Origin of the sequence: uncultured Cardiobacterium sp. (genome assembly GCF_938028185.1) — a bacterium.
GTDB lineage: Bacteria > Pseudomonadota > Gammaproteobacteria > Cardiobacteriales > Cardiobacteriaceae > Cardiobacterium.
Genome location: NZ_CALJAH010000421.1, coordinates 1 through 8,269, shown reverse-complemented (window position 1 = coordinate 8,269; position 8,269 = coordinate 1). Strand labels below are relative to the sequence as shown.

General features: G+C 59.1%; 8 protein-coding genes. All 8 read left to right on the top strand.

Annotation, left to right across the window (positions count from 1 at the left end):
- A partial coding sequence (locus Q0349_RS12230) for a DHHA1 domain-containing protein (protein ID WP_298081295.1) occupies positions 1-919 on the top strand: 919 nt, incomplete at its 5' end.
- A gap of 10 nt (positions 920-929) precedes the next feature.
- Positions 930-2,147, top strand: a complete 1,218-nt coding sequence (locus Q0349_RS12225; protein ID WP_298081294.1) for an aspartate kinase — start codon at positions 930-932, stop codon at positions 2,145-2,147.
- A 110-nt stretch (positions 2,148-2,257) separates the two neighbouring features.
- Positions 2,258-2,632, top strand: coding sequence for a holo-ACP synthase (gene acpS, locus Q0349_RS12220; RefSeq protein WP_298081293.1), 375 nt, complete (start codon positions 2,258-2,260; stop codon positions 2,630-2,632).
- 225 nt (positions 2,633-2,857) lie between these two features.
- Positions 2,858-3,790, top strand: coding sequence for a porin (locus tag Q0349_RS12215; RefSeq protein ID WP_298081292.1), 933 nt, complete (start codon positions 2,858-2,860; stop codon positions 3,788-3,790).
- A 123-nt stretch (positions 3,791-3,913) separates the two neighbouring features.
- The gene (locus tag Q0349_RS12210) at positions 3,914-4,519 is read left to right on the top strand and encodes a BON domain-containing protein (protein ID WP_298081291.1); all 606 of its coding nucleotides are present in this window, start codon (positions 3,914-3,916) and stop codon (positions 4,517-4,519) included.
- Positions 4,520-4,602: 83 nt separating this feature from the next.
- Positions 4,603-6,435 carry a dihydroxy-acid dehydratase gene (gene ilvD / locus Q0349_RS12205; protein WP_298081296.1) on the top strand — a complete coding sequence of 611 codons (1,833 nt, stop codon included), beginning with the start codon at positions 4,603-4,605 and terminating at the stop codon, positions 6,433-6,435.
- A gap of 230 nt (positions 6,436-6,665) precedes the next feature.
- On the top strand, positions 6,666-7,400 hold the full coding sequence (locus Q0349_RS12200; protein WP_366916325.1) for a phosphoadenylyl-sulfate reductase: 735 nt from the start codon (positions 6,666-6,668) through the stop codon (positions 7,398-7,400).
- 8 nt (positions 7,401-7,408) lie between these two features.
- Positions 7,409-8,269 (top strand): sulfate adenylyltransferase subunit CysD (cysD, locus tag Q0349_RS12195; RefSeq protein ID WP_298081287.1); only part of this gene is annotated, 861 nt, incomplete at its 3' end.

Sequence of the window (8,269 nt, the reverse complement as noted above, 5' to 3'; positions counted from 1 at the left end):
GCACAAAGCGCTGCGCAGCACCCTCGGCACGCACGTCCAGCAAAAAGGCTCGCTCGTCGATGAGCGCCGCACCCGCTTTGACTTCTCGCACGACAAGGCGCTTGACGCTGCAGAAATCGCGCAGGTAGAAGCGATGATGAACGCGCAAATCCTCGGCAACGCACCCGTCGTCATCGAACAAATGAGCCGCGATGCTGCGCAGAAAAAAGGCGCAATGGCACTCTTTGGCGAAAAATACGGCGACGTGGTGCGCGTCGTCAGCATGGGCGACGACGGTTTCTCCATCGAACTCTGCGGCGGCACGCACGTTGGCCGCCTCGGCGAAATCGGCCTCGCCAAAGTCGTCTCGCAAGGCGCCGTATCCGCTGGCGTCCGCCGCATCGAAGTCGTCTGCGGCCTTGCCGCGCTGGAACACTTCACACACAGCGACGCCCTGCTCACTGAAAGCGCGGCGCTGCTGAAAACCGACGGCGAACACCTGCCGGAACGCATTAGCGCCCTGCAACAACAACTCAAAACGCTGGAAAAAGAAATACAAACGCTGAAGCGTCAACTCGCCCAGGGCGGCGACGGCGGCGGCGCCGAAATCCAGGTCATCAACGGCTGGAAAACACTGGCGCTGCAACGCGACGGCATTGATAACGCCACCCTGCGCGACACCGCCGACCAGCTGCGCGACCGCCTCGGCGCGGACGTCGTCGTCATCGGCAGCGTAGATGACGACACCGCCCGCCTCATCGTCAGCGTTAACAAAACGGCGAGCGGCCTGCACGCGGGCAACATCATCCGCGAACTCGCCGCACACATCGGCGGCAAAGGCGGCGGCCGCCCCGATTTCGCCCAGGCGGGCGGCAAAAACCCCGCAGGCCTTTCCGCCGCGCTCGCCGCGTTGGCGCAAGTCCTGCCCGAAAAAAACTGAGGAGCATTACATGGCATTGATCGTACAAAAATACGGCGGCACCTCGATGGGCTCGGTGGAGCGCATCGAAAACGTCGCCGAAAAATGCATCGCCGCACAAAAAGCGGGGAACGACGTCATCGTCACCGTCTCGGCGATGAGCGGCGAAACCAACCGCCTCATCGCACTGGCGCACGATATCCACAAACGCCCCAGCCCGCGCGAAATGGACGTGCTGATGTCTACCGGCGAACAAGTGAGCATCGCCCTGCTCGCCATCGCCATCGAAAAACGCGGCGTGCCGGCGGTGTCCTACACCGGCGGCCAGGTGAAAATCCTCACCGACAGCGCCTTCATGAAAGCGCGCATCAAAGGCATCGACAGCGAAAACATCCGCCGCGATCTCGATGCGGGCAAAATCGTCATCGTCGCTGGCTTCCAGGGCGTGGACGAACACGGCAACATCACCACCCTTGGCCGTGGCGGTTCCGACACCACCGCCGTCGCCCTTGCCGCCGCGCTGCACGCCGACGAATGCCAGATTTACACCGACGTCGATGGCGTTTACACCACCGACCCGCGTGTCGAACCCAAAGCGCGCAAACTCGACCGCATCACCTTCGAAGAAATGCTGGAAATGGCCAGCCTCGGCTCGAAAGTACTGCAAATCCGCTCGGTCGAATTTGCCGGCAAATACAAAGTCCCGCTTCGCGTCCTCTCCAGCTTCGAGGAAGGCGAAGGCACCCTGATTAGTTTGGAAGAGGAGAACCCCGTGGAATCAGCCATCATCACCGGCATCGCGTTCAGCCGCGACGAAGCCCAAGTCAACGTCGTTGACGTCCCGGACGAGCCGGGCATCGCTTACCAAATCCTCGCCCCCGTCGGCGCGGCCAATATCAACGTGGACATGATCATCCAGAACATCGGCGTTGACGGCAAAAACGACTTCACCTTCACCGTGCCGCGCGGCGACTACGACGCAACCGTCGAAATCCTGCGCAAAAACTTCCCGCCGGAAAGCGGCGTGGTTATCCACGGCTCAAACATCGCCAAAGTATCCATTGTCGGCGTCGGCATGCGCTCGCACGCGGCGGTCGCCAGCACCATGTTCCAGGCACTTGCCAAAGAAGGCATCAACATCCACATCATCAGCACCTCGGAAATCAAAATCTCCGTGGGCATAGACGAAAAATACCTCGAACTCGCCGTGCGTGCCCTGCACGAAGCATTCGGGTTGGATAAAGCCTGACGATATAGTAGTAGGGGCGGTTAGCGCGAAGCTCGTAGCTGCCCGCATTCAGCCCTTGCGGGAAATTACAGGCGGGTTTATCCCGCCTTTTTCACATCCAAACCACAAAAATGATTGGCACCGACATCATCGACAAACGCCGCATTGCCGCGCTCTACCACAAACACGGAAAGCGCCTCGCCGAAAAAATCCTGCACCCGGACGAACGGGCGCAACTGCCCGCACAAAAAGACCCGGTGCGCTACCTTGCGCTACGCTGGGCGGCAAAAGAAGCACTGGGCAAAGCCTTCGGCACCGGACTGCGCGCGCCGCTGGTGATGCCCGCCATCTGTCTCGACAAAACTGCACTCGGTGCCCCCGGCTTCGCCCCAACAAATGTGGTAAAAACCATGCAGCACGCACGCGGCATCACAAAAATCCACTTGAGCCTGAGCGACGAACGCGATTATGCCGTCGCCTTCGTCTGGTGCGAAACAGCGCGATAGCGCACCGGAAAAATCCCGTATCCGCAAAAAATACGCACGAAATCCGCAACCTGCGGCGATACCCGCACGAAAAGAACAAGATAGTGAGTTGTAAAATAACTACAAAAAAAACGTTGTTGGTTTCTTGCAACAAAAACGGTTGCACGCCCACCAAAAAGCCAGTATTATTGCCCCCGGATTAGGCGATCCGCGAAATTGAATTTAGCTAATTGCTAGGAGACTATCATGAAAAAATCACTGATTGCTTTGAGCGTTCTGGCCGGTGTGGTTGGCGTTGCACAAGCAGAAAACACGACTACCCTCTACGGGTCAATGGCACACTCCGTTGTCGTTGCCAAAAAAATTGATGGCGACAAAAAAAATAACTGGGATTTGGACCGTAGCGTTGCCCGTTTCGGCATCCGTGGTACCGAAGACCTGAACAGCGGACTGCAAGCATTCTACCGCTTTGAATTCAATGCTTATGACAATGGTCTGAGCGGCAAAGAAGGCACTCGTTACGCTTACCTTGGTCTGCGTGGCGACTTCGGTACCCTGACCTTGGGTCGTCAAGATACCCTGTTCAAACTGGCTACCAGCTTCAACGACAACTTCCAAGACGTTTATCACAGCAACGGCCCGTTCCACCACGGCCCGAACCGTCTGAGCAAAGTCATCAGCTACGTCTCACCGGATATGTCTGGCTTCAAGCTCGGTGCTTCAATGGTACTGGATGGCGATAATACAGTCATCTCTGGTTCTGATTCCAAGGGCATTGACGCATGGGAAGCTGCCGCTTTCTATGATGCCAACGGTATCTTCGCCGGTGGTGCTTACCAGTCTCGTGACGCTGGCAAGAAAACCGACAAGTACTATGGCGGTTCAGTCGGCTACAAAAACGACACCTTCAAAGTGGGTGTAGGTTACGAGAAAAAAGACAAGGCTGACAGCTACTACAACCTTGCTGGTGAATACTACCTCGGTAACAACACCTTCCGCGCTGGCTTCGGCTACGACGACAACAAGGGCAAGAACGACTGGTTCGAATATGCTCTCGGTTACCAATACAACCTGAGCGAACGTACCTACACTTGGGTTGAAGGCGCTTACTACGATCCGCGTCAAAAAGGCCAAGAAGAAAGCTACAAAGTCGTTGTTGGTGTTCGCCACGACTTCTAATCGGTATCTACCGCTTGAAAGCGAGCCGCAAGGCTCGCTTTTTTATGCGGTGCGTTCACTTGGCTGCAACAGAATTTGTTTATAATGCCACCTTCGTGTTAATTGACGGGTGCTTGCCTGATTATGAAAAAAATTCTTTCACTATTGATTGTCGCATCATTATTGCAGGGCTGCGGACCATTACTGATTGGTGGGGCAGCAACGACCGCCGGTGTTGTCCACGATCGCCGTTCGGCTGGCACGGTGCTGGATGACAACACGCTGGAAGTAAAAGTCAAAGCGACCATCGCCGACAACAAAATTCTCACGGACAACAGCAACGTCAGCGTGACCTGTTACAACGGCATGGTTCTGCTTACCGGCGAAGCCTATGACGAAAATATCCGTCAGCAAATCACTGCCGCCGCGAAATCCGTACAGGGCGTCAAGCGGGTAGAAAACCAGCTCGTGATTGGCCGCCGCAGCACCTTTATGGAACGTACTTATGACTCCAAGCAAACGGCCAAAGTAAAAAGCGCGCTGCTGGATATCAAACTGCCCGGTTTTGATCCGACACGGGTCAAAGTCGTCACCGAACACGGCTACACCTACCTGCTCGGCATCGTCAGTCAGGAAGAAGCGAGCGCCGCAGCGAGTATTGCCAGCCGTGTTTCTGGGGTGAAAGGCATCGTCACCATGTTTGAAATCACCAATAACCCTTCAGCAAGCAACGTCACCGGCACGTTCTGATTCCTCCAAATGCACCAAGTCGGCCCGCGCGGTCGGCTTTTTTGTCTTTATCATAAAAAAGGAACTTCATCATGACGCAGAAAATCCCTTACCGCTCCCGCACCTCAACCGCCGGGCGCAACATGGCTGGTGCACGCGCCCTGTGGCGCGCCACCGGCGTCAAGGACAGCGATTTTGGCAAACCCATCATCGCCGTGGTCAACAGCTTCACCCAGTTTGTCCCCGGCCACGTCCACCTGAAAGACATGGGACAACTGGTCGCGCGCGAAATTGAAGCGGCGGGCGCGATTGCCAAAGAATTCAACACTATCGCGGTGGATGACGGCATTGCGATGGGACACGACGGTATGCTCTACTCGCTGCCGAGCCGCGACATCATCGCCGACAGCGTCGAATACATGGTCAATGCCCACTGCGCCGACGCGATGATTTGCATCTCCAACTGCGACAAAATCACCCCCGGCATGCTGATGGCGGCGATGCGGCTCAACATCCCTGCTGTTTTCGTCTCCGGCGGACCGATGGAAGCAGGCAAAACCGCACTCGCCAAGCACAAACTCGACCTGGTGGATGCCATCGTTTACGCGGTTGACCCCGACGTGGACGACGCCACCGTTGATGACTACGAAAAAAACGCCTGCCCGACCTGCGGCTCCTGCTCCGGGATGTACACCGCCAACTCGATGAACTGCCTCACCGAAGCGCTCGGCCTGTCGCTGCCCGGCAACGGCACCACCCTCGCCACCCACGCCGACCGCAAACAACTCTTTCTGAACGCCGCGCGCACCATCGTTGAAATCACCCGCCGCCACTACGAACAGGGCGACAGCAGCGTCCTGCCGCGCGCCATCGCCACCTTTGACGCCTTCCAGAACGCAATGACGCTGGACATCGCCATGGGCGGCTCCACCAACACCATCCTCCACCTGCTCGCCACCGCGCAAGAAGCGGGCGTGGACTACACCATGAAAGACATCGACGCCCTCTCGCGCCGCATCCCGCAACTGTGCAAAGTTGCGCCGAACGCGCCGCAATACCACATCGAAGACGTGCACCGCGCGGGCGGCATCATGAACATTCTCGCCGAACTGGCGCGTGCGCGGCTTATCCGCACCGACCTGCCGACTGTACACAGCCGCACCCTGCAAGAAGCGATTGACCGCTACGACCTGAAAAACCAGCCCGCGCCGGAAATCCTCGAATTCTACAAGGCAGGCCCGGCGGGACTGCGCAGCCAGACCGCCTTCTCGCAAAACTGCCGCTTTGACAGCGTCGATGACGACCGCGCCCACGGCTGCATCCGCGCCATAGACCACGCCTACTCACAAGAAGGCGGCCTCGCCGTCCTCTACGGCAACATCGCCGAAAACGGCTGCGTCGTCAAAACCGCCGGGGTGGACGAAAGCATCCTCAAATTCAGCGGCAAAGCCATCGTTTACGAAAGCCAGGACGCCGCCGTGGAAGGCATCTTGAAGCGCAAAGTGAAAGCGGGCGACATCGTCATTATCCGCTACGAAGGGCCCAGGGGCGGCCCCGGAATGCAAGAAATGCTCTACCCGACCAGCTACCTGAAATCGATGGGACTGGGCAAAGCCTGCGCGCTGCTCACCGATGGCCGCTTCTCCGGCGGTACCTCCGGCCTCTCCATCGGCCACGTCTCGCCGGAAGCGGCGGCAGGCGGCGCGATAGGACTGGTGCGCGACGGCGACACCATCCACATCGACATCCCGGCGCGCAGCATCCGCCTCGACATCAGCGACGAAGAAATGGCCCGCCGCCGCGCCGAACAGGACGCCAAAGGCTGGAAACCCGCCGCACCGCGCGCGCGCAAAGTCTCCGCCGCGCTGAAAGCCTACGGCCTGCTCGCCACCAGTGCCGATCGTGGCGCGGTGCGCGACTTGAGCAAGCTGGACTGAAATAACACTGCAATCCGTTGGAAGGGCAGGGCGGTTCACCTGCGGGGCGACGCGTCCCTTCCCTTCTCCTAAAGGCCGGGCTTTGCCCGGCTTTTTTGTGCCTTATGCCATTTCCTTATAACCCCCAAAAATTTTGCACTTTCCCTTGCGCCCCCCGCCGCGCTTACGATAGCGCGCAGATTTTCAGGGAGAACAACGATGACAATCCTCAGGGGCAAACGATGACGGCAATGGCATTGCAGCGCCCGGCGCTGTGGCAAATCCCGCAGCCGGCGGCGGAGGTGTTCGCGCATCTGCCGGAGAAATCGGCGCAGTTGCATGCGCGGTTGCAGGATATTTGCGCGCGTTTCCGGCGGGTCAAGTTCGCCAGTAGTCTCGCCGTGGAAGACATGGTGATTACCGAGGTGCTGGCGCAGCTCGCCGCGCCGGTGGAAGTATTCATGCTGGAAACGGGGCGGCTCAACCCGGAGACGCTCGCCTATGCCGAGGTGGTGCGCGCGCGTTATCCGGCGCTGGATTTCCGCCTCTATCAGCCGGATGCGGCGGAAGTCGCCGAATATGTGACGACGCACGGGCTGAACGCCTTTTATCAAAGCGTGGAATTGCGCAAGCGCTGCTGCTTTATCCGCAAGGTGGCGCCGCTCAACCGTGCGCTGGCCGACGCCGACGCCTGGCTCACCGGGCAGCGGCGCGCGCAATCCGTCACCCGCAGCGAACTCGCCTTGCAGGAGGCGGACGAAGCGCGCGGCATCGCCAAATTCAACCCGATTTATGACTGGTCGGAAGATGACGTTTGGGCATTCATCCGGCAAAACGCCATTCCGTTCAACGAACTCTATCACCAGGGCTATCCGAGCATCGGCTGCGAGCCCTGCACGATTCCGGTCAAGGCGGGCGAAGACATCCGCTCCGGCCGCTGGTGGTGGGAAAACAAAGACAGCCGCGAATGCGGCCTGCACAAATGAGGTGAGATATGAAGAAGTTACACAATGAGCATCTGGATTGGCTCGAAGCCGAGTCGGTGTACATCATCCGCGAAGTGGCCGCCGAATGCCGCAACCCGGCGCTGCTCTTCTCCGGCGGCAAAGATTCGGTGGTACTGCTGGCGCTGGCGCGCAAGGCGTTTCAGGTGGCGGGGCGCGACATCCCGCTGCCGTTCCCGCTGCTGCACATCGACACCGGCCACAACTACCCGGAAGTCATCGCCTTCCGTGATGAAACCGTGAAAAAACTGAAAGCGCGGCTCATCGTCGGCAGCGTTGAAGACTCCATCGCGCGCGGTACGGTGGTGCTGCGGCGCGAGACCGATTCACGCAACGCCGCGCAGGCGGTAACGCTGCTGGAAGCCATCGAAGAAAACGGCTTTGACGCGCTGCTTGGCGGCGCGCGGCGCGACGAAGAAAAAGCGCGGGCGAAAGAACGCATCTTCTCCTTCCGCGACGAATTTGGCCAATGGAACCCGAAAGACCAGCGGCCCGAGCTTTGGTCGCTGTACAACACCCGCCTGCACGCGGGCGAAAACATGCGCGTCTTCCCCATCTCCAACTGGACAGAGCTGGACATCTGGCAATACATCGCCCGCGAAAAACTCGCCCTGCCGCCGATTTACTACGCCCACCCGCGCGAAGTGGTGGAACGGCGCGGCCTGCTCGTGCCGGTCACGCCGCTCACGCCAAAACACGACGGCGAAGAAAGCAAAACCGTGTCGGTACGCTTCCGCACCGTCGGCGACATCTCCTGCACCTGCCCGGTGGCGAGCAGCGCCGTTGTCCCGGAAGACATCATCGCCGAAACCGCACGCGCGACCATCTCCGAACGCAGCGCCACCCGCCTC